Annotated in this window: 21 protein-coding genes; 9 read left to right on the forward strand and 12 right to left on the reverse strand. The window is 33.5% G+C overall.

The features are described from left to right. Position 1: 1 nt before the first annotated feature. Positions 2 to 1,957 carry a serine/threonine protein kinase gene (locus tag HGP29_RS24765; protein WP_168885151.1) on the reverse strand — a complete coding sequence of 652 codons (1,956 nt, stop codon included), beginning with the start codon at positions 1,955 to 1,957 and terminating at the stop codon, positions 2 to 4. A gap of 153 nt (positions 1,958 to 2,110) precedes the next feature. Here HGP29_RS24765 and HGP29_RS24770 point away from each other — a divergent pair, with 153 nt between their 5' ends. From HGP29_RS24770 to HGP29_RS24785, 4 genes are read left to right on the forward strand one after another with little or no spacing between them, the layout of a single operon-like run. Next, a complete protein-coding gene (locus HGP29_RS24770; protein WP_168885152.1) occupies positions 2,111 to 2,887 on the forward strand; it encodes a caspase family protein in 777 nt (258 codons plus the stop codon). Further along, positions 2,887 to 3,789, forward strand: coding sequence for a hypothetical protein (locus tag HGP29_RS24775; RefSeq protein WP_211093410.1), 903 nt, complete (start codon positions 2,887 to 2,889; stop codon positions 3,787 to 3,789). Before HGP29_RS24770 ends, HGP29_RS24775 begins: the two co-directional genes overlap by 1 nt. Before the next feature lie 29 nt (positions 3,790 to 3,818). After that, the gene (locus tag HGP29_RS24780) at positions 3,819 to 4,916 is read left to right on the forward strand and encodes a peroxiredoxin family protein (protein ID WP_168885154.1); all 1,098 of its coding nucleotides are present in this window, start codon (positions 3,819 to 3,821) and stop codon (positions 4,914 to 4,916) included. A gap of 8 nt (positions 4,917 to 4,924) precedes the next feature. Further along, the gene (locus HGP29_RS24785; protein ID WP_168885155.1) at positions 4,925 to 5,296 is read left to right on the forward strand and encodes a hypothetical protein; all 372 of its coding nucleotides are present in this window, start codon (positions 4,925 to 4,927) and stop codon (positions 5,294 to 5,296) included. A 70-nt stretch (positions 5,297 to 5,366) separates the two neighbouring features. On the opposite strand, the gene HGP29_RS28790 is transcribed toward HGP29_RS24785, so the two are convergent. Genes HGP29_RS28790 through HGP29_RS24810 form a run of 5 tightly spaced genes read right to left on the reverse strand, consistent with a single transcriptional unit; the run spans position 5,367 to position 8,913 of the window. Next, a complete protein-coding gene (locus HGP29_RS28790; protein WP_211093411.1) occupies positions 5,367 to 6,026 on the reverse strand; it encodes a hypothetical protein in 660 nt (219 codons plus the stop codon). 19 nt (positions 6,027 to 6,045) lie between these two features. Next, positions 6,046 to 6,882, reverse strand: a complete 837-nt coding sequence (locus HGP29_RS24795; RefSeq protein WP_168885156.1) for a PP2C family protein-serine/threonine phosphatase — start codon at positions 6,880 to 6,882, stop codon at positions 6,046 to 6,048. Positions 6,883 to 6,887: 5 nt separating this feature from the next. Then, a complete protein-coding gene (locus HGP29_RS24800; protein ID WP_168885157.1) occupies positions 6,888 to 7,544 on the reverse strand; it encodes an FHA domain-containing protein in 657 nt (218 codons plus the stop codon). Between the two features lie 20 nt (positions 7,545 to 7,564). Next, complete coding sequence (locus HGP29_RS24805; RefSeq protein ID WP_168885158.1) at positions 7,565 to 8,245, reverse strand: hypothetical protein; 681 nt, start codon at positions 8,243 to 8,245, stop codon at positions 7,565 to 7,567. Between the two features lie 29 nt (positions 8,246 to 8,274). Beyond that, positions 8,275 to 8,913, reverse strand: coding sequence for an FHA domain-containing protein (locus HGP29_RS24810; RefSeq protein WP_168885159.1), 639 nt, complete (start codon positions 8,911 to 8,913; stop codon positions 8,275 to 8,277). Between the two features lie 344 nt (positions 8,914 to 9,257). On the opposite strand from HGP29_RS24810, the gene HGP29_RS24815 reads away from it, so the two are divergent. The 3 genes from HGP29_RS24815 (at position 9,258) to HGP29_RS24825 (ending at position 12,327) form a co-directional block, all read left to right on the forward strand. Then, on the forward strand, positions 9,258 to 10,760 hold the full coding sequence (locus HGP29_RS24815) for a caspase family protein (protein WP_168885160.1): 1,503 nt from the start codon (positions 9,258 to 9,260) through the stop codon (positions 10,758 to 10,760). A 174-nt stretch (positions 10,761 to 10,934) separates the two neighbouring features. Next, a complete protein-coding gene (locus HGP29_RS24820; RefSeq protein WP_168885161.1) occupies positions 10,935 to 11,369 on the forward strand; it encodes a cupin domain-containing protein in 435 nt (144 codons plus the stop codon). A gap of 46 nt (positions 11,370 to 11,415) precedes the next feature. Further along, positions 11,416 to 12,327 carry a DUF5996 family protein gene (locus tag HGP29_RS24825; protein ID WP_168885162.1) on the forward strand — a complete coding sequence of 304 codons (912 nt, stop codon included), beginning with the start codon at positions 11,416 to 11,418 and terminating at the stop codon, positions 12,325 to 12,327. Positions 12,328 to 12,368: 41 nt separating this feature from the next. Here HGP29_RS24825 and HGP29_RS24830 read toward each other — a convergent pair whose 3' ends face one another. The 4 genes from HGP29_RS24830 to HGP29_RS24845 all read right to left on the reverse strand — a co-directional run bounded on the left by HGP29_RS24830 (position 12,369) and on the right by HGP29_RS24845 (position 18,084). Beyond that, positions 12,369 to 13,079 (reverse strand): hypothetical protein, encoded by a 711-nt coding sequence (locus HGP29_RS24830; RefSeq protein WP_168885163.1) that lies wholly within the window; start codon positions 13,077 to 13,079, stop codon positions 12,369 to 12,371. A gap of 109 nt (positions 13,080 to 13,188) precedes the next feature. Further along, positions 13,189 to 14,373 (reverse strand): PepSY-associated TM helix domain-containing protein, encoded by a 1,185-nt coding sequence (locus HGP29_RS24835; RefSeq protein ID WP_168885164.1) that lies wholly within the window; start codon positions 14,371 to 14,373, stop codon positions 13,189 to 13,191. A 54-nt stretch (positions 14,374 to 14,427) separates the two neighbouring features. Continuing rightward, complete coding sequence (locus HGP29_RS24840) at positions 14,428 to 15,666, reverse strand: DUF4374 domain-containing protein (protein ID WP_168885165.1); 1,239 nt, start codon at positions 15,664 to 15,666, stop codon at positions 14,428 to 14,430. A 60-nt stretch (positions 15,667 to 15,726) separates the two neighbouring features. Further along, positions 15,727 to 18,084, reverse strand: coding sequence for a TonB-dependent receptor (locus tag HGP29_RS24845; RefSeq protein ID WP_168885166.1), 2,358 nt, complete (start codon positions 18,082 to 18,084; stop codon positions 15,727 to 15,729). 160 nt (positions 18,085 to 18,244) lie between these two features. Between HGP29_RS24845 and HGP29_RS24850 the strand changes: the two genes are divergently transcribed. Beyond that, complete coding sequence (locus HGP29_RS24850) at positions 18,245 to 19,291, forward strand: sensor histidine kinase (protein ID WP_168885167.1); 1,047 nt, start codon at positions 18,245 to 18,247, stop codon at positions 19,289 to 19,291. After that, positions 19,288 to 19,959, forward strand: a complete 672-nt coding sequence (locus HGP29_RS24855) for a LytR/AlgR family response regulator transcription factor (RefSeq protein ID WP_168885168.1) — start codon at positions 19,288 to 19,290, stop codon at positions 19,957 to 19,959. The genes HGP29_RS24850 and HGP29_RS24855 overlap by 4 nt, the downstream gene beginning before the upstream one ends. Positions 19,960 to 20,013: 54 nt before the next feature. On the opposite strand, the gene HGP29_RS24860 is transcribed toward HGP29_RS24855, so the two are convergent. Next, positions 20,014 to 20,412 (reverse strand): MerC domain-containing protein, encoded by a 399-nt coding sequence (locus HGP29_RS24860; RefSeq protein ID WP_168885169.1) that lies wholly within the window; start codon positions 20,410 to 20,412, stop codon positions 20,014 to 20,016. 88 nt (positions 20,413 to 20,500) lie between these two features. Then, on the reverse strand, positions 20,501 to 21,004 hold the full coding sequence (locus HGP29_RS24865; RefSeq protein ID WP_168885170.1) for a Fur family transcriptional regulator: 504 nt from the start codon (positions 21,002 to 21,004) through the stop codon (positions 20,501 to 20,503). Between the last annotated feature and the right edge of the window lie 45 nt (positions 21,005 to 21,049).

Below are 21,049 nucleotides of genomic sequence, written 5' to 3' on the forward strand. Positions count from 1 at the left end.
ATTAGTTGTATAGGGTAATTTTATTATCTCCTTTTATAGTCACTTTTTCTGTTGTCCCTAATGAGTTTTTCCTAACTACAGTATTAATATTAACCTGGTATTCAATAGCTTTATCTTTCCACCTTCTAAGATCAACCTGTTGCTTACCACCTTTTATTTTGTGTGTATAAATAATCTCATCATTTTCACCAATAATATCAATGGACCAATCTACTACACGGTAATTTGCTTCATTAGGATAGTTAATTTTAAAGTTTTTGTTGGAAATTGGTTTTACTAAAATTTGCAAATCCTCGAACTTATATTCAATTGTCGGTTGAGGTGTGTTGATAACTTTAAAATATTTGTTTGCTGATTTTCCAGATCCATTAATTTTAATATTTACCTTATTATTATCTTTTGCAATTATAGAATATTCGTTTTTCCTCCCTTCTCTTTTTGCTACTTTTGAATTACTACTCGCATTAACATTGTAGTTATTGTTACCGGTATGGCTTACTTTAATTACTTCAGGTACATTTTTATACAAGAATGTCTTGCCACTTTTAATTGTAATATCGATTGGAGGAAATTCCTTCTTTTTTAGTTTTTCATAGTTTGACCTTATAGAGTCACTCAAATGTTTCGATAATTCCGTTTTAAAGAAATTAGCAACCTGTTCATGTTTATTCTTAAGGCCTAAAAGGCTATCGAAATGAATTTTTGCAAGATTTTCCAGAGCGTTTTTTTTATGCTCACTTTCTGGAAACTTTTCAATAAATGTTGAATAACTAGAAGACGTATTAAGGTTTTCTGCCTTTAACCATTCATTATCATCGCTCTCTTCTACTTTTTCCACTTCTACTTCCGATACTAAACTCGATTCTTCTTTTATCGAAGTATCACTTCTCATAAACGAATAATAAACGATTCCTGACAATAGAAGAATACCTGTAATACCTGCTGCAATGAATGGTAATTTATTATCTCTGTTTTCTTTAGTTTTTGGAACTCCGGTTGAAGAATTCTCTTCAAACTTTTGTGTCTTCTGAGATATGTCTTCTTCTACTAGAGTTGAATCCACATCATAGGGTTTAGAGTTTTCTTCTTCCACTAAGGTTGATTCATCAACAATATTTTCAGACTCAAAGCTTTTATGATTAACTAGTGCTAAAGCAAACTCATCACAATTTTGAAAACGGTCTTCTGCTTTTTTTGCTGTTGCTTTATCAATTACTTTTTCAATACCTTCAGTTACATCGATATTCTTTTCACTTGCTCTAGGTAAAGGCTCTGTTACGATTTTATTCATCACATCCCATTCAGATAATGTTGTCGTATCGTAAGCGTTTTCCCCTGTCAATAATTGATATAATGTTACCCCTAAACTGTAAATATCACTACGATGATCCAAATGTTTTGCACTCTTAATCTGTTCCGGAGACATATACGGTCTACTTCCCATCAAAGCATTTGTCCCAGTTAAAGAAGCCTCCATATTATCTTGCAACTTGGCGATACCAAAATCTAGGACTACAGGATTCCCTTCCTTATTCACCATAATGTTTGAAGGTTTGATATCTCGATGTACCAATCCTTTTTTATGTGCATAAGCAAACGCTTCCAAAACCTTTGAGAAGAACGGAATAGCATTATCTACAGATTTGATTTCAGGATGTTGCTGAATATATTCTTTAAGATCTACCCCATCTATATACTCTAAAATCATGATTAGATGCTCTCCATCATCTTCATAATTTAAAAGTCTTACGATATATGGATGAGATAAAGAATACAATGCCTTTGCTTCATTGATAAAACGCTGCTTTACTTTTTCGTTTTCAACAAAATTCTTGTGTAAAACTTTTACTGCTGCAGGAGTTCCTAATTTTTCATGGATACCTAAATAAACAGTAGCCATACCACCTGTTCCTATTTTCTCAGTTAGGCGGTAATTGAAAATAATATTATCGATCATTAATGTTAAAAAAATTTGGGTAAGGCATGTATACTTGGGGTAAACAAGCTTTGTTGATAAAGATATCAATCGCTAAATTATGATTTTTTTAATTTTATTTTGAATTTATTGGAAATAAATATTTCATTTGTATTAAATGAAAATAAAATATAAATGTTACGGACAACGTATTTTTTACTTCTATTATTCTTTACACCATATTTTTCTTTTACTCAAACTCCCCAAAAATATGCTGTAGTTGTTGGCGTTGCCAACTATGAAGGTTCAGGTTATGATTTAAACTATTGTGACGATGATGCCTATCGTTTTTCTTCTTTTCTAAAAAGTGATAAAGGAGGAATAAAAAAAGAGAATATGGCTGTTCTGATTGACGAAGCAGCAAATAAAGTAAATATCATTAACACTATGCACAAGATCTATTCTAAGGCATCACCCAATGATATGATTGTATTTTTCTTTTCCGGACATGGAGGAGAAAATAATGTCTTTTACCCTTATGATATCTCCAGAAACGTACTTGCTTTTGACGAGATAAAAAGCGTTTTTAAAAGGTATAAGGTAAAAAATAAGATTGTTTATGCCGACGCTTGTTTTGCTGGAAATATTGGAAACAACTCATCAAATCGAGTAAATACTTCAGTATCTACTTCATTCGACCAACAAGACACTAATATTCTAATATTTATGTCTTCCACAGGACAAGAAGTATCACAAGAAATTGCAAGTGTTCGACAAGGTGCTTTTTCGTATTTTCTTATCAATGGATTAGAAGGTAAAGCAGACAGAAATAAAGATAATTATGTTACTGTAGAAGAATTATACCCATACGTTAAGGCCAACGTTTTAAAAGCCACAAATAATAAGCAGACACCTACCATAAAAGGTAAAAGTCCTAGAAAATTAGTTTTAAGTTCTTTAAATGAATCATAATGCATAAGAAAAGTATGGATAAAACTCTCATCATGAATGAGGAGGAGTTTAAAGCACAAAATAAAGAAGCAAAAACAGAAATATCAGAAAAGTCTTCTACCCAAAAGCCCATTTTAGATAAAGATAAACTAGAAACTGCGAAAGAAGTACTGGTACACGGTGGAGGACATATTGTCGGTGCATTTGCCATTGGCTTAGGAGCTAGAATGGTAAAAACTTTTATCGATGAACATTCTGGAGAAACTGCTGAAGGCGCTTCTGAAGAAGCTACAGAGCAACCACCTACTGCTCTTAATGCAAGTGAAAATGAAGCGACACCTTCGGATACTTCTGAAACTCCCGAAGTAACTGCCACTGTAGAAGAGGAAAATGATCCTTTTGATCCTCATACTGCCCCAATGGCATCTGATGGAACTGTTACAGACGATATGACTTTCAATGAAGCATTTGCTGCTGCTAGAAAAGAACTCGGTGCTGGTGGAGTTTTTGAATGGAATGGAACACATTACGCTACTTTTTATGCGGAAGAAGTGGATGAAAATGGTGACCCAACAGTAGATTACGATACTGTACCATACCATGACCTTGAAGTAGAAAAAGATGATCCAGAAGACGTAGTTACAGGTGAAATTGCTGATGACCAAGAAGATATAGTTTCTGGTCAGGTACTCACTGAAGATGACAGTTTGGAAGGTGATGTCGTAGCTGGTGAAATTGCCCATGAAGGCGATATGGATGCCGATGAAGGTATGGTAGGTATCATTGAAGATGACTCCAACGAATTTGACGGTGAAGTGATGGATGATGCCCCAATCGAAGTAACTGATATCGATATGGATGCATATAACGATGACCTTAATAACTTAGAAGATGATTTCGATAGTTATGATGAGTGGTCATAAGCACTCAAACTTTAATAATTTAATACACTATGAACAATTTTTTTAACAAGGCGCTATTAATTGCAAGCCTTGCTCTTACCCCTATCAGTGTTGTAACAGCCCAAGATAAGGTTGTTTTTTCTGATAGTTTTTCATCCAACTCCAATCAATGGCTTGAAGCAAGTAATGATGTTGCTGATGCAACAGTAAAAAATGGTGTTTACCAAATTACCTCAAAAGGAAACAGATCGTTTCTAGCATTACGTGATGTAAAATTCAATTATAAAGAAGACTATACCATAGAGGCAAAGTTAACACTCAACGAAAGTGCAAATACGAATGCATTCAACTCTATCAAGTTTGGGTATACAAAAGATGGATCTTACGAGTACGGCTTCAATGGTAATGGTAGTTTATCAGTAAGAAAACTGATAAAAGGTAAAGGTTCTATGGTCATTGCTCCGACTAAATTATCAGGATTCAATGCCTACAATCAAAACAAACTTTCTATTATCCACCAAGGTGACTCTGTACATTTTTTAGTCAATGATAAAATCTGGAAAAGCACTAAAGCTTTACCTTTCTTTGGTCCAAAAATCGGCTTTAAAGTAGGAAGTAAGAATACAGTTACTGTAGATGACTTCTATATTGGGTATGGTGTAGGTGATTTTGGAACAGCTACAGTTACTGAAACTCCTGCAGCGCCAGAAGAAACAGTAGTAAAATTAGATATAGGTGAAACTGCTCCTCATTTTGTAGCACAAAGAGTGAATGGCAATGACTTTGAGTTAGATCAAGCTCAAGGTTCTTTTACATTAGTTGTTTTCTGGGCATCGTGGAATCCAAAAAGTAGAGAGCAAGTCACAGAACTTAATAAGGCTTACAAAAAGTTTGCAAAGGACAATTTCAAAGTTGTTGCTTTTGGTGTTGAAAATGACAAGGACTCATGGATAAAAGCAATCGAAAGCGACAAAACTGAAAAATGGATTCATGTTTCAGACATGAAATATAAGAAGTCCGATATTGTTGAACTATATCAGATCGAAGAACTTCCTAAAAACTTCTTACTAAATACAGAAGGTAAAATTATCGCTGTAGATTTAGATAAAGAGTTTTTAATCAACAAACTTAACGACCACTTCAATTAATTTAAACTATGAAAAAGCTTATTATAGCATCTATCTTAACACTCTTTACCCTTCTTTCTTTACCCTCATTTAATACTATAGATCAGCCATTAAAGGATGCAGAAACAATGTTATCTGCGTATGATGATGGAAAGTATTATATGGTTACTTGGCAGAATGACAAAGGGTATTGGTTTGGTATTGGCCCAATGCAAAACCTTTGGGCTGGCGAAGAATCAGAAGAAAAAGCGATCAAATTAATTAAATCGTCTGCTGCCACTAAATGGAGTTATTTAGGTAACTGTGGTAAATACAGAGTTTATAAATGTGATAAATTCAATTCTTGGGATGAAAACACAATAAAGAAAGCTCAAAAGAAAGGGTTTTCAATGTGCTTCTAAATATTGAATGAGATCAAAAAAGGCTTCCTATTTTTATAGGAAGCCTTTTTTGATCATTATGTTTTTTTATCTATGCGTAACTATCATAATCACCGTCATCATCTGTATCGTAATAAGTGATATCAGCATCGCCATCTCCGTCTGTATCTACATTAGCATAATCAAAGGTTCCATCATGATTCACGTCTACTTCTGCTATATCCGCTTGACCATCATTATCTGTATCATGAGTTACAACATCAACATAACCATCACCATTTGTATCATAAGCTACGGTATCTAAGACTCCATCACCATCTGTATCTAACGAAACAATATCAATATGACCATCCTGATCAACATCTTCTGTTTTTGTATCTACAGTACCATCACCGTTGGTGTCATATGCTACTGTATCTACGACACCATCATGGTTTGTATCTGATTGAACTGTATCTATATAACCATCTCCATCTTCATCTGTATAATATTCATCAGCAGAACCATCTTTATTCGTATCAACAACAGCGGCATCATAAATACCATCATGGTCTGTATCTGTTTTTATTACATCAATATTCCCGTCACCATCTGTATCATACCCTACTTTATCCTCGTAACCGTCACCATTGGTGTCTATAGAGACCGTATCATGTTGCCCATCATTATTGGTGTCAGATACTCTTGTTTCAGTGTACCCATCATTATTCAAATCATAATACTCTGAACTTTTCTTTGTTGATTTTTTCATAGTTTAAAGTGTTTTGGTGTTAAAAAATTCGTTCGAATAATCTAGAAAGCAACCCTTTGCCTTCATAAGATTCATCAGAAACCTCTTCTTCTTTTTCTACTTCATTTAACCGAATTAGAAAGCAAGTATGATTATCTTTTGATGTTTCAGCACAAGTTTCTTTTATCTTTTGTATTCTCTCCAAATCAGTCATTTGAGAAGAAAAAAGATATTCAAGACCATTGTCTGTCATACTTTCTAAGATTCCATCTGAACACATAAAGAAAACATCATATGGTTCTAGATCATTGAATAATGCAACATCAGGAACTACTTCTTTCATGGATTTGCCCATTACAGCTCTTGATATCACATTCTTTTTGGGGTGGTCAATGGCTTCCTCTTCTGTAATTAAGCCTCTCTGTAGCAACTCATTCACATACGAATGATCATTTGTTTTCCAAATAATTTTTCCGTTACGAATAAGATACACTCGGCTGTCTCCGCAATGTGCTACGGTTGCTCCTTTTTTATGCAGTTGAAGAAATGTCATAGTAGTTCCCATTCCTTTTGCTTCAGGGTTTTCTTCTAGATATTTATCTATTAACCCTTGAACCTTTTCAAAAACAATGGCAACACCTTCTTCGTCCGCACCTTCGGAGTAATTTTTAAGAATTAATTCAGCGAAAGATTTTGCAACTATTTCACTAGCTACTTCTCCTCTTTCATGACCACCAACTCCATCACAAACAAGAAAAACTCGATTATCTAATGATACATCATCTAACGTTGGGTAAAGATAATCTTCATTATTTTTTCTTTTGCCTAATTCATGTAGTCCTAATGGAGTAAAGATATTTAATTTTTGGAATGACATGATGTCTATTGAATTATTGTTTTCTGGAAATCTGAATTAGCTACTTCATCAATCACAGTGTGTACATCTTGATTGGAAATACCTTTAAATACAAGCTTTGTCCGTCCAATTTGGATGGTATCATTTTCCTGAATGATCACTTCCATTTTTTCGTTTAGCCTTTTTTCATTCCCATTGACATAAGTACCATTGGTACTGCATCTTCCACCGCTAAATCTTCCATTATCTGCCAAGATTATTTGAGTGGCATTACCTCTCCTTATAATTTCTAAGTAGCAATGAATACGACTTACATATTTATCTCCTTCTAATGGTACTTCAGGAATATTTTGTTCCGATTTACGTCCCACTTTATTAATTCCTAAGAATAAAGGAAATGAAAGATGTTCTTTATCTTCAGTATGAACTATTAACCAACCTACCGCTTTTTCTCCATTTTTCTCTGGAGTATTTTGAGGTGCTTCGTTGACTTGATTAAAAGTGCTAAACGTATTATTTGTCTCATGTACAACAGTTTTCTCAATTTCTTGAGGAGGTGGGGTAAATTTCACCACATTAATCGTTGAACATTTTGGACACTTAATCTTAAGTTGATTTTTCTTCTGAAAGGCCTCGTTTTTTACAGAAACCAAAACCTTACAGTTATTACATTTAAATTTCATTTTTAAAGCTTTATGAGAGATTAAGCGTAATCCTCTGGATTTTCATAACCAAAATCTTCTTCTGTTGTATCTGTTGATGTATATGTTTCATCATTGGTAGGATCATCATCATGATTATCTACCGAGGCATAAACTATATCAGATGTATTACCATCTTCTTCTACAGCATCCTCCTCAGTATAATTTTCTTCAAAATCATCTGCCTCGATGGCTACAACTTCAGCTTCTTCCACATCAACAGTTACTTCACCAGTAGTAGGATCATACTCTTCTTCAGTAAAAGTATGGTAAGGAGATCCATTCCAATAGAAAACACCACCGGCCCCTAACTCTTCTCTAGCTGATGAGAAGGCTTCCGAAAATGTCATGTCGTCATTCACCGATTGTGCAACTGGTGCTTCTTGCCAGTTATAATCGGGTTGAGCTACTGGTTCTACCGGTTCATCGGTATTATCATTTTGAGCACTATCATCAGATAACAAATCTGAAACTTTCTCAGCTCCCAATACCCCACCAATAACTGCAGCACTTCCTAATGCAATGTTGCCTGCAGGTTTTGCTGCTTTTTTAGAATATTGCTTTAATTCTTTTAGTTTGGGATTTAAATCATGCTTTAATGAAGTAGTACTTTTTGTGGGTAAGGGTTCCTTTAAGCCATCATTAATCAAAGAATTAATCTTTTCTTTTTTTTGATCTTCCATGATACTAATCAGTTATGTTTACTTTATCGTTATTGTTCTAACCATTTTGTCTTACAGGCAAAACAGAAGCCTCTTTTCTTTAAATTTTCGAAGGGTTCATTACCAAAAAACTTATAGCATTTAGGGCATACATAGTTTTTCTTATGCTCTTCGTCTAAATCCATAATTTTCTGTTGAACATTACCTCCAACATTCGAAGATAAGATGCCAAGTGCAGGGCCTACTACAGGGATAAAGGCTAAGCCCGCTCGTATACCAGTTTTCTTCGTTGCGTCTACCAACATGATCTTTTTCTTCTTGGCAATGTAATCGTCATATACATTTTCCAATTCCAAAAATTTATCTTTGATCGATGCATTACTTTCTTTTTCTGCAATATGATTGCTCAATTCTGGGTAAGGAATTTTATCTCCTTCTTTCAAATAGTCAAACGCCCTTAATACTTTCTGTAAATCGATTTCATAGTCTGCTAATACTAGTCTATCTGTTTTTTCAATAATTGACGTTCTTACTAAATGTCCATTGATATAAGTACCATTCGTACTGTCACAATCATATATTAAATAATCATTTCCATCGTCATGAATTTCACAATGTTTGGAAGATATTTTAGAGTTTGATAGTATGAGTGTATTATCTGGAGCTCTTCCTAAAGATATTTTTTTCATTTAGTGGAAGTGTTTATAGTCAACGCCTTAAGTTCCAAGAAAATATATGAGTTTAAAAAATGGAAATTAAAGGTTGAATAGATGTATGTTTTGTTAAAGAATCAATTTTAATATAATGGTGTAAATTATATTTATTTAAAAAAAAATACAAATATTTAGAAGTCAATTTTCAGATTACTTAACAATCATGATTAAACAGGCGAGGAAACTACTTTTCGTAAAATCAGTGAGGTTATCCTTAATCAATTCACTCTTGAAAAATTTGAGAATTATCACTTTACATTTTATTCCTGTAACTTTGTAACATCAAATAAAACTTTCGTATCTAACTGTAACTCCAGACAATGAAACTTATTACTCTTCTACTTTCTTTATTACTGGCTACCCAAGTAATTGTTGCTCAAGATTTCAGAAAATTCGATGCTGTACCTCATTATGCAAAAGAGATCAGTTTTATCGATGAATTTGATGATAACCACAATGAATGGACGATTGTAAAATACCTAGAAGACGATGTTAGGGAAAGTAAAATCAAAAATAGTACTTACCGACTTACCTCTTATGACGGTGATGAATCTGTCGTAGAAATCAAATCTGGTTTCGGTTATCCTTATCTAAAAGACTTCGAAATTGAAACAAGTATTCAACATGAAGATTACCAAAAAGACCATGGAAATGGCTTAATATGGGGAATGTCTTCAGACGGGCAAAAAGGATATGCGATTAGTTTTACACAGAGTGGGTATTACTGTATCCAACAGATGCAAAATGGTATAGAAAGTTATTTAGTAGATTGGACTTATTCTGATCTATTGTATGAAGATGATTACAATGATTTAATGGTGAGAAAAGTCGGTGATTGGTACCATCTTTTTATCAATCAAAATCACGTATATTCTTTTCCTTACGAACCGTTAGCTGAAGATCAAGATATCACTGGGTTCTATGCAGAAGGAACTTCTATTAGTATTGATTACATTAAAGTAACCAGTATTAATGCTAACAAGTTACAGACGTATCAACCTACTGCTACTACTGCACCAAAGCAACAAGTAGCCTATCAACAACCTAAGAAAGATACTCGAGCATTGGTGATTACAAACCCAGTAAATAATAATCAGCAACAAAAAGCCGGAACATATCATGCACTAATTATTGGAGTACAAAATTACAAAGACAACTCTGTAAAAGACCTACAGTTTCCACTAAGAGATGCCAATAATTTCAAGGACATCCTTGTTCAAAAATATGGCTTTAAACTTCAGAATATTATCTTCTTAGAAGACCCTACTCGTTCGGAAGTACTTAAGTCACTCAATACCTTAAGAGAACATGTAAAACATGATGATAATGTGGTCATTTTTTATGCAGGACATGGTTACTATGATCAGAAGGTAAAAGAGGGATATTGGTTACCATCAGATGCTGTTGCGGGTGATGATTCCAACTGGTTAGCGAACGCCAACTTAAGTACAAAATTGAAAGGTATTGATGCTAAACATATTCTTTTAATTTCTGATTCTTGTTTTGGTGGAAGTATTTTTAAACCTTCCAGAAGTGCTTTTGCTGATGCAGAAAGATCTATTACCAACTACTATGAGAAAAGAAGTAGAAAAGGTATGACAAGTGGTACACTGAAAACTGTTCCTGATGAAAGTGTTTTTGCAAAATACTTATTGAAAAACCTTCAGCAGAATAAGCAAAAGTATCTTACAGCCTCTAAACTGTTTTATAGCTTTAATGATGCTGTTGCCAATAATAGCGAAAATGCTCCACAGTTTGGCACACTGCATAATGTAGGTGATGAGGGCGGACAATTTGTATTTATCAATATGCTCGCAGAATAAAAATAGAAGAAGTATTTTATCATAAAAAGGTCAGGTAAATCAGTTCAAATTTGCCTGACCTTTCATGTTTCCAACAAAATATTACACTTTGTTAGGATGGGTGTTTGTTTTCTTTCAGTTGAATAATTTTAATGGTATTATTAGTACATCAACTCATTAAACAACTATTTTAAAATGAAAGAAAAAGAAGTCATCCGACAAGGAGATGGTGAAAACTACAACTATTCACAAGACCATTGTTTTATAAAGCTTTCCTCTCTCAAAACCAATGGTGAACTTTGCTTTGTAGAGGATACCCTTAAGCCTGGTTTTTATTTGGCGAGGCATCATCACAAAATCATGACTGAAGTATTCTATATTCTCGAAGGAGAAGTAGAACTTATTTTTGATGATGAAACGGTAGTAGCTAAAGCAGGAGATACTATTACTGTCCCTCCTCATGTATGGCATGCTGCAAAATGTGTAGACGGTGGAAAAATGTTGACCATCTTTAAAAATGGTCAGTTCGATCAATACCTAGAAAAGCTATCTAAACTAAGTGATGCAGACTTTGAAGATGCAGAACTAATGAAATCTATTTCAGCAGAGTTCGATATTTATGAAGAATAATCCTATGTAATCATTCAAAACATTCCTCCACCTAAAAACCCATTTTATGAGTACCCAAAACAACGGATGGCCTGTGCTAAATTTCGATGAGATTGAAGATACTTTAGCTACACTTCATCAATGGATTCAGATCGTAGGAAAGATACGTTTGAAAACAATGCCATGGCAAAATCACTCTTGGCATGTCCCGTTATATGTCAGCCCAAAAGGGTTCACAACCAATCCTATTCCTTATGATGGTAGAGTATTTCAGATCGATTTTGATTTTAAGAAACATCAACTATCTATTGAGTGTTCGAATGCAGGTAGTGTCACCATGGAGCTTTATCCAAGAACTGTTGCAGATTTTTATCAAGAGCTTTTTGAAAAATTAGCAGAGTTAAAAATTCATGTAAAGATCCATGCAAAGCCCAATGAAATCGAACCTGCCATTCCTTTTGCAGAAAACACTACTAATAAGGCTTATGATAAAGACGCTGCTCAAGCTATCTGGAAAGCTATGTTAAAAGCAAATGAGGTCTTTAATACATTCCGAAGTGATTTTATTGGCAAAGCTAGTCCCGTTCACCTTTTTTGGGGAGCATTTGATTTGGCTGTTACTCGTTTTTCAGGAAACAACGCACCATTACATCAAGGAGGAATGCCAAATATGCCATTGGATGTAATGCAAGAAGCTTACTCGAAAGAAGTAAGTAGTGCTGGTTTTTGGCCAGGGTCTAAAGATTTCCCCTATCCCGCATTTTACGCCTATGCTTACCCTAGTGATGCACTCTTTGGAAGTCAAAAGGTAGCTCCTGAAGAAGCTTTCTGGAGTGCTGAGATGGGAGAATTTTTCTTAAAATATGAAGATGTGCAGAAGTCTTCTGAACCTGACAAAGTATTACTCACTTTCTTACAAAGTACTTATGAAGCTGCTGCCAATACATCAAAATGGAACAGAGAAGATTTAGAAAAATAACACATTTAGCCCCGTATCCAACTAAGGTTCGGGGCTCTTTTCTATAAAAATATCGTAGTGCCTATTCTAAAAGTATTTCCGAACTTTTCATGACCAAGATGGAAAAGCTGTAGTTGTACTTTTGGAGAAATAAAGTAATTAAACTGTGTTTCAAAAGCCATCGAAATACTTGAGCTTCTGAAATCTGGCATTTGCCAAATTGGAGTAAATCGAATAAAACAGTTGTCATTAAACTTAACAGGAGTAATCACCTGAAAACTTGCACCGTGTTGCACCGCACCTGTATTAATATTGGATCTATATTGATAAGATATGATTGGAAAAAATTGTACTTTTTCTGTTGCTATCACACCCACTAATATCCCGGGAGAAATCATTAGATTATTATCACCAATACCTTCTTGTCCAGGAACAAATACATCTACAGAATAACCAAAGGCCCCTAAAGTTTTAGCGTAATTTTTATGGGTAACATGGAAGAATCTAGCTCGTATATTCCCTACGCCAAACTTTCCCTTTTGACCTTCTACTCCTTCTTTATATAATAATGGCAACTCAATACTATATAAGATATTATCCTTGGGTACACCATTAAAAATCAACCTTGTACCATAGGTTCCTGAATCATTAAATTCAGCTACTGCATTAATCCTTTGATATAGATTTGTCGGTTTACTATTGTCAATTTTTTCTTGCCCAAACAGTGAAAATGACCAAAATATCAATAGACTTATAATTAATTTCTCCTTCATAGATTCATTAGAACAATAAGAATTTCTTTTTAGAGAAGATGTCCAACAACCTTATGTGGATCACCTTCTGAAAGGAGAAGTGAATATTTTGGTCAAAAACCCTTTTATTTTAATGAGTTACTAAACTTTTCTTATTGCTCTTTCTTTTGGAGGACTTTTTCTTTCTTCCTCTCCAAATCAAAAAACCTGATATGGGCAAAGACGCCATAGTAAGGCTCATAATAAACATGATTATTTTCGTCGGTAAACCACCAATACTACCTACATGTAGATCATAATTTAAAGCCTGAATCTTGTCCCCATTATTTTTATCTTTAAACGTTTGTCTACCTAACAATTCTGCTGAATTTCGATCGTAGTACATTTCTATTCTCGTAAAATTCAATGCTTCATCCACATAAGATCTAACGATATAGGGAACTTTATCATTGGGGTGTCTTCTGATCAGAAGAAATTTACTTTCAGGGATTTCATTTAAAGTTTGCTTCAAGATATCGTCGAGCGGAGATAAAGAGTAAATTCCTTTTGTAGGCTCTTTAAGAGGTTTTTCTTCTTGCTCAATACCAGCATTTGCAGCCCATTTTACAGCTTTATTAAAGTCCTCTGAAGCCCAAAGCAAACCCGTTAAAGCTGCTAATAGAGCAAATGGTAAAAAGTAAAATCCTAGAATTTTATGAAGGTCATAGTTTTTTCGCCTCCATTTAGTTGATGACGTCCAACGAAAAGAAAAACTTTGCTTACGCTGATTTTTCTTAAACGGCCACCATAAATACAGTCCCGACAAGAGAGAGAATACAAAAATCCATACAGCACCAACCACCAGAATATGACTAACAGGGTTATACCCTAAAAATAAAGTGATGTGTACCCAAAAAATTACGTTAAAAAACTCCCATTTGGTATTCTCTACTTTTACTACTTCTCCAGTGTAAGGATTGATAAATACCGTCTTATTAAATTTCATATAGTTGGGATACAAAAATTTATCCTCATCTGTATCCTGAAAAATAAAGCTAACAGTATGGCCTTCAAAATTAGGGATTACTATATTCTGAAAAGTATACTTATTATCAATTGCTTTTTCTGCGATCTGAGTTAATTGACTTATTGGAAGACGCTCAGTACCTGAAGTAGGTAAAGTGATCTGATTTCTATCTTCATAAAAGACAGATTTCATCTCTTCACTAAAAACATAAATACACCCCGTAATAGAAATAATAAATACTATTATTCCAGAGGCTAACCCTAGCCAAAGGTGTAACTTACCGATGATATTTTTTATCGTAAACTGCATAAAGAAAAAAGCACCAAGAAAATAACTCCTTGGCACTTTTGATATAGTAATGAACTAGTATGTTTTTAAACCAACAATTGCCTCAGCTCCTGTGTAGTTCAAACCTTCAAATACTTTTCCTGTAGAAGGTTCATAGATATATAAAGAATTACCATCTTCATGGTTAGTAAGTATTACACCTTTCCCATTAGCTAAAAGACCCATTGATCTTCTTGCTCCATAGTACCCACCTCTTGATGCAGGAATATCTAAAGACTCTACTGATTTAGTTTCTAAATCAACAAGCACATACTCAACATAGTAATCGCTATTATCCCAAACATCGCTATTGAATACTTGAACAATCGCTTTATTGTTACCTAAATATTGCATACCTAATGTATGGAAACCTGTAGCTTCAGTGATATCTAAGAAATATGAATCGTCGAATTCAGAAGTACCTGTTTTTATTCTTACAATACCTGAAGGAACGCTTTCATTTCCAGCATAAAGAGCCGTATTTGATGAACATAAGTACAAATCACCTGATTCCGATACTCCGTAAGATGGGTTGAAACCATTACAAACTGACGCTGTTTTTGAAGAAGTAATTTTCTTTTCATACTCCATTGTTTCTGCATTATATACAGCTACTTGAGCTTCGTCATAAATAGCACCATCGCTTTCACCTGCCTCAACATAAGGAATATATACTTTACCTTCGAAGAAGACATAATTATTAGCCCACATATAAGAGTATCCTGCATCAGCATCAGCGTTAATAGGTAATGTTATTGTACCACTAGTCTCTTCGCTCATTGTCGAAACGTTGATAATTTGGTAGCTATATACACCATCTACTGGCCATAATTGCTTCGATGTCAATAAAATTCTATTGTCATCTAAAAATGTAAATAGAGGGTTACCATTAGTACCTAAGTTTGGAATTTCCCCCATATCCTCAAGGACACCTTCATCATTTACCTTTAGCTTCTTAAAAGTCTCTCCTGTGTAGTCATTTACATAAGTATAACCATCTTTATTCGTGACTAAAACAGCTCCATCCGATTTCATTAATTCTTGAGCTTCTTCGATATCCGCAGAACCAGATTCAGCATCATCCACAACATGTAAAGGATATAACCCTTGTGCTTCCAAGTCAAGACTTAATAGCACTCTCGCACTTAGTTCATCCTCGACTGTCTCCTCGTCTTCATTCTCGATGATTTCCTCTTCTGTTTCGGTAGTTTCACAACCAATTAAGGCAATAGATAAGAAGAAAAAAGTAAAAATCAGTTTGTTTAGATTTTTCATGTTAGTAAAAAATTAAATGTATTTTAAATTGAAAGTTGAAAGTTTCTTTTTGAGTATATTCTATCGCAAGAAGTACCTTACCTTCATATAAAAGGCTCTTCCTGGTTTCTGAATATTAAAATTGTCGAAAGCCAAAGCATTAAAAATGTTCTTTGATTCTAGACTTATATTGTAGCGATTGTCTTTTGTTGAAGCGGTAATACCAACATTATGCAATAATTGAGTAGGTATAATATTCTTCTCTCCTCCTTGAGCAATAGATTCATAACCTAAGAAAAACTCATGTACATAATTCAGGTTATAACTTAGGAGTAAACCCACTTTCTTTGATGGCAGTAAGCTGTAACTAGCACCCAAATTTCCAAATAGGTAAGGTGTGTTAGGTAATTGATCTCTGTACACTCTACTTTCATCACCTGTAGCATCTACTTTTTCATTATTTAGAACATATTGTCTAGAGATATTGGCATTCCAAAATAATCTGTTGTTCCACTGCCACTCTAAATCTAATTCATAGCCATAGATCAAAACACTTAGGATATTTTCATACCGACTACCTCTAATAAATGATTCTCTAAATGTGAAGTTATCCACATCTCTCCTAAAGAAGTTAACACCCGTTTTTAGCTTGTTCTTCCCAAAACTAGGGTTATAATTGAAGCCAAAATTAAGGTTATAAGTTGCTTCTGGCTGAAGTTCAGGGTTTGCATAAATGGCTAAACCATCACCAAAAACTTCTACAGGTTCTGGTAATCTATATCCTCTTTCAAATGAACTTTTAATGAGTAATTGAGGGAGTATAAAATAACGGCCGCTAATCGCATACCCCATCTCACTTTTAGTGGTTTCTAGGTCTTCGATTTCTACAGAGTGGTCTTTCAGGTACTTTGCATTTCTAGTATACATGTAGAAATGGTAATTCTTTAATGCCACATTTAAGTTTAATCGATTACTCATTAAGTGAGCATTATACGATATGCCAAAAATGTTTTTCCTTAATTTATTTGGAGTACGGAATGGTTCATTCTCAGGGGTTCCTAAACGGTTTTCGCCTTGTCTTTCTACTTGGTAACCAATGTAATTGGCATTAATTGTATGGTTTTCAAATAGCTTATATTTAACATTACCTCTGTATATAAATGTTTTCTGCTCAAACTCATAAAGAGTTTTCTGATTGAATAATTCCGCAGAGTTATCATTTGTGACTCTTGTTACTTCACCAAGCCAATTGTACCTATTCGAAGTGGTATCTATACTGATAAAGTTTCTTGTGTTGTACACCGCAAATAACTTCACTGACATTCTATCGTCTAATAAATTTGATTTACTATACTTAAGTGTAGTTATATGACTATCTTCCTCGGACCTTACCTCTCCTCTTGGATTACCATAAAAATCCGTTTGTGCATCATCTTCAGTTCTTGTAAATGAGTGACCAATAATTAAATCATCAGCCCACTTTACTTGTGTAAAACCACCTTCCAACATTGCAGTATAAGACATAAAGTCATCATGAAAACGCTCTACATCTACCGTTTTCCATTCTTTATCTACATACACTTCCATGTCGTACATGGTGTAGTTGTTATTACTAAAATTATAGAATAGTTTGGGTCTTACAGTAAAACCAGACTTTTCATGTCTATACTGACTGTTTACTGCTAATCGATGGGTATTAAAAGAACCATAGCTATAAGAAGCATCTAAATATGAATCTAAAGTTTCTGTAGGAATTATATTAACAGCACCACCAAGTGCATCGGCTCCTAAATCGACGGGCACTACACCTTTGTATACATCAACCCTATCAATCAGGTTAACAGGAAAGTTATTTAATTTATAAGCATCACCTAAATAATCCGTTGGGATATCATCAACAAAAAATCGGACCCTGTAATCAGATAAACCATTTAACGAGAAGTTATAATCTGAACCCACTCCACCCGATTCTCGAATACGAACTCCCGATGTTCTGTTCAATACTTGGTTCATATCGATTGTGGAGTTTTTAAATACTTCCAAGTCTATTGATTGCACAGCAAAACCACTTTCTTCTACTGTAGTAGAGTTAGATTTTCCAGTAATCACCACCTCATCGATGGCAACAACATCTTCAATTAAAACGATATTGAATTCAGAAGATGGTTGATTTTCAAGATCAACCGCTTTCACCATTTTTTTATAGCCTAAACGAGTAAAAATAAGGTTGAACTTTGTTTGCTTTACTTTCTTTAAACTAAAGTATCCATCTTTATCAGAGAAGGTGACAATATTTTTTCCTTCAATACCTACAATTACATTATCAATAGGTAGACCTTTTTCACTCATTACAGAACCAGTGATAACGGTACCCTTTTCTTGAGAAAAAGCTAGAGCAACAGTTATAAAATAAAGAAAGAGTGTTAATTTTTTGTTCAAGATTGAAAGTATTTGCTATTTAGACTAATTACAAATAACAAATTTATTAAATATTAGTAAGTTGCAAAGGTGAAATCGGTAAACGACATTTTTTTTACCGCTAACAACATTCAAACAATTTGATATACCTCAGTATATTATACTTTTAGTATTGATTGCTATGACTTTCTCTTTCCAAAAATTAAAGAATAATTATAATGAAATCACCTATCAAGGAGTCATTATTACAATACTCTTTATTTATTTTTCGTATACATTAGACGGTACACAAAACGTATCACTTTACTCTCTTGTTTCGATACATAAATTTGCTTTCTTTGGTAATTACTTAGTTGCCGCTATTATTATTAATTACTTTTTGCTTCCCTATTTTTATTATCGCAACCAGACATTATTGTTTGTTATTTTTCTTAGCTTTCTAATAAGCTTTGTGATTCTAACAGATGAATTTATCCTCGAACAGATTTATTATCCTGATACTAGAGGACAATATTTCCCTGGAATCTTATTTACCTTAATAGAGACGCTCCCATTAATTTTTATCATGGTTGCTTTTAAGATTGTATGGGACTTTAATAAAAAACAAAGTGAAATTGAGCAATTAAAATCTTTAATGAATGAAAGTGAGCTTCAATTTTTAAAATATCAGATCAACCCGCATTTTCTTTTTAACCATCTGAACAATTTGTATGCTTATGCTTTAGAAGAATCACCGAAAACACCTTCAATAATATTAGAGCTATCTTCTGTGCTTCGATATATGCTGTATGATTGCAAGGAGAATGAAGTAATGCTTTCTAAAGAATTAATGCATCTAAAAAACTATACAGCATTAAATGAACTACAAATTCATGAAAGAGGTATTGTTAATTATAAAGAGGAAATCCTTTCAAGTGATTTTAAGATCTCTCCACTAATCTTGGTTGTATTTATTGAAAATGCTTTCAAGCACAGCAACGAAAGTCAGATTAAAAATATTACTATCGATATTGATATAGTAGTAAATAAAGAAGGCCTACTCACTTTCACCTGCATTAATAATTTTTTACCTCATTTTGCTAAAAGTACACACTCTGGAATTGGATTAGAGAATGTAAAGAAACGTCTGCATTTACTATATCCGAACCAACATGAATTATCCATAGAATCCATCGACAATTTATTCAAAGTCACACTAACATTAAACTTAAAACACATCGAAATATGATTACATGTATTATAGTAGAAGATCAGGCTCCAGCTCAAAAGATTCTTAAAAACTACATTCAAAAAACGGATCAACTTTCATTACTTAATACATTCTCCGATGCTATCGAGGCAAAAGAATTTATCGAAGAACATCCTGTTGATTTAATGTTTTTGGACATTAATTTACCTCAATTATCAGGTATTGAATTTTTAAAGTCTCTAAAAAATAGTCCTGTAGTGATACTCACAACCGCTTTTTCCGATTATGCATTAGAGAGTTATCAATATAGAGTGATTGATTATTTGTTAAAGCCGTTTTCTTATGATCGATTTATTTTATCTATTAACAAGGCATTGTCTTTACTTAATTACTCTAGTCATAATGAAGTGATCTTTATTAAATCACGAAATGATATCATTAAAATTAAACATCAAGATATATTCTATATTAAATCTGATGTGGACTATACTGAAATATTTACCACTTCTAAAAAGTACCTTTCTTCCTCCTCTTTAAAAGAATGGAACCATAAATTGGACAACACATTTTGTCAGGTTCATCGATCGTATATTGTCAATTTAGAACACCTTCTTAAGATCTCTCAAAATAAAGTACACCTTTCTAATGAAGAAGTTATTCCAATTGGCCGAGCGTATAAAAAAGAGTTTATGGAGAAATGTAATTAATTATATTTTGGGCAAAAAAAGAGAGACTATAAAGTCTCTTTTAATCAGTAAGCGTTAACTGCAACAGGTATCTCCTGCACATTTACAATCTTTCCTATTGTATAAATGTAATGCAATTAATGAAAGAGTAGGAACAAAAATAAGATTTTCATGAATACTCATCCAATGGAATTGCTCATTCATAACAATGCCTAAAAGCACAATCCAACTAATACTGAACAATATCTGGATGATTCGTCTTCTACTGATTTTAATTGAACGATAAACAGCAACAAAAGAGATCAATACAAAAAGTATATCAAATTGTTTCCACCAAACTGGAGAGGCTTCACAGCAACCACTTGTTGTACAGCTATCAACCAAAAAGAAAAGAGGAGTAGCAATACAATGTAATAAGCATAAAAAGCTAATCGCAGCACCTAAAACATCAGATTTAAGACTTAATGTATTCATATAGAAATTGAAATATTTAAATAATGAAGAGACAAAAATAATCAAAAATCTATTTATTGCGATACCGTTGCAATAATAATAAATGTAATTAACCTACAACTACTTCTTGTTCAGCACAACTTGGACAAATACCTTCAAGTACTAGCCTTGCCGAAGTAATACTAAAACCATTAAAATTTGTGTACTCCGGGAGTGCTAAATCATTCATACAAAATGTTTTCTTACATCGTTTACATAAAAAATGTGCATGATTTTCAGAATGACAACTTACTTCTTCTTGAGTTAACGCATATTTCGAAACGCTATTAAACCCAGGCACTTTATGAATAACACCCTTCTCTAAAAAAATATCAAGAGCTCTGTAAATTGTTGCTTTGTCTGGGTTTGATTTAATCCTTTGTTGCAAATCTTTATGAGTTAAACCATAAGAATTTTCCATAAAAATCTCTAACAATTCTGTTCTAAATGGTGTACTCCTAATCCCATAATTACAAAGGTATTCCCTCTTCGAATTAAATTTCTTCATTAAAAAATCGTCATTAACACCCTCAATAAATACAACATTGTTGTCTTTAATAAAATAATTCTCCATTTTTGCGACACTATCGCATTTAATAGCAAATATATAATTTTGTTT

This window comes from Flammeovirga agarivorans (genome assembly GCF_012641475.1).
Classification (GTDB): domain Bacteria; phylum Bacteroidota; class Bacteroidia; order Cytophagales; family Flammeovirgaceae; genus Flammeovirga; species Flammeovirga agarivorans.